A 493-nucleotide genomic window follows, 5' to 3' on the forward strand; every position below is an offset into this window, starting at 1 on the left:
TGGAAATCTCCCTTCCGCGTGAACTGGACGCGGAGGGGCGGCGCGCCCTGGTCGAGACCTATGTGCGCGAGCAGTTCGTGTCCCAGGGCATGATTGCGGACGTGTCGTTGCACCGGGGCCATTCGGCAGACGGGCAGGAGCAACCGCACGCGCATGTCATGCTGACCATGCGTGACCTGACCGGCGAGGGGTTCGGGAAGAAAAACCGGGACTGGAATGCGGCCGAGCGGCTTGAGGGGTGGCGGGCCTCTTGGGCCGACCATGCCAACCAGGCGCTGGAACGGGCCGGGTGCGATGAGCGCATAGACCATCGGTCGCTCAAAGATCAGCGCGAGGCGGCGCGGACAAGGGGTGACGCGGAGGGCCAAGAGGATCTAGGCCGGGAGCCGTTGGGCAAGATGCCGTTGTCGGCGGTGGCGATGGAGCGGAAGGGCACGGCCACCGAGCGCGGCGACGAACAGCGCGGGGTGCAGGCGCGCAACCGGGAGCGGCG

At 68.6% G+C, this 493-nt stretch carries 1 protein-coding gene; it reads left to right on the plus strand.

Annotated features, from left to right (window positions below; genetic code table 11):
* On the plus strand, positions 1-493 hold a 493-nt coding region (locus ACODSN_RS16400; protein WP_489056555.1), incomplete at both ends, for a MobA/MobL family protein.

This window comes from Sphingobium sp. FG11 (assembly GCF_057809915.1).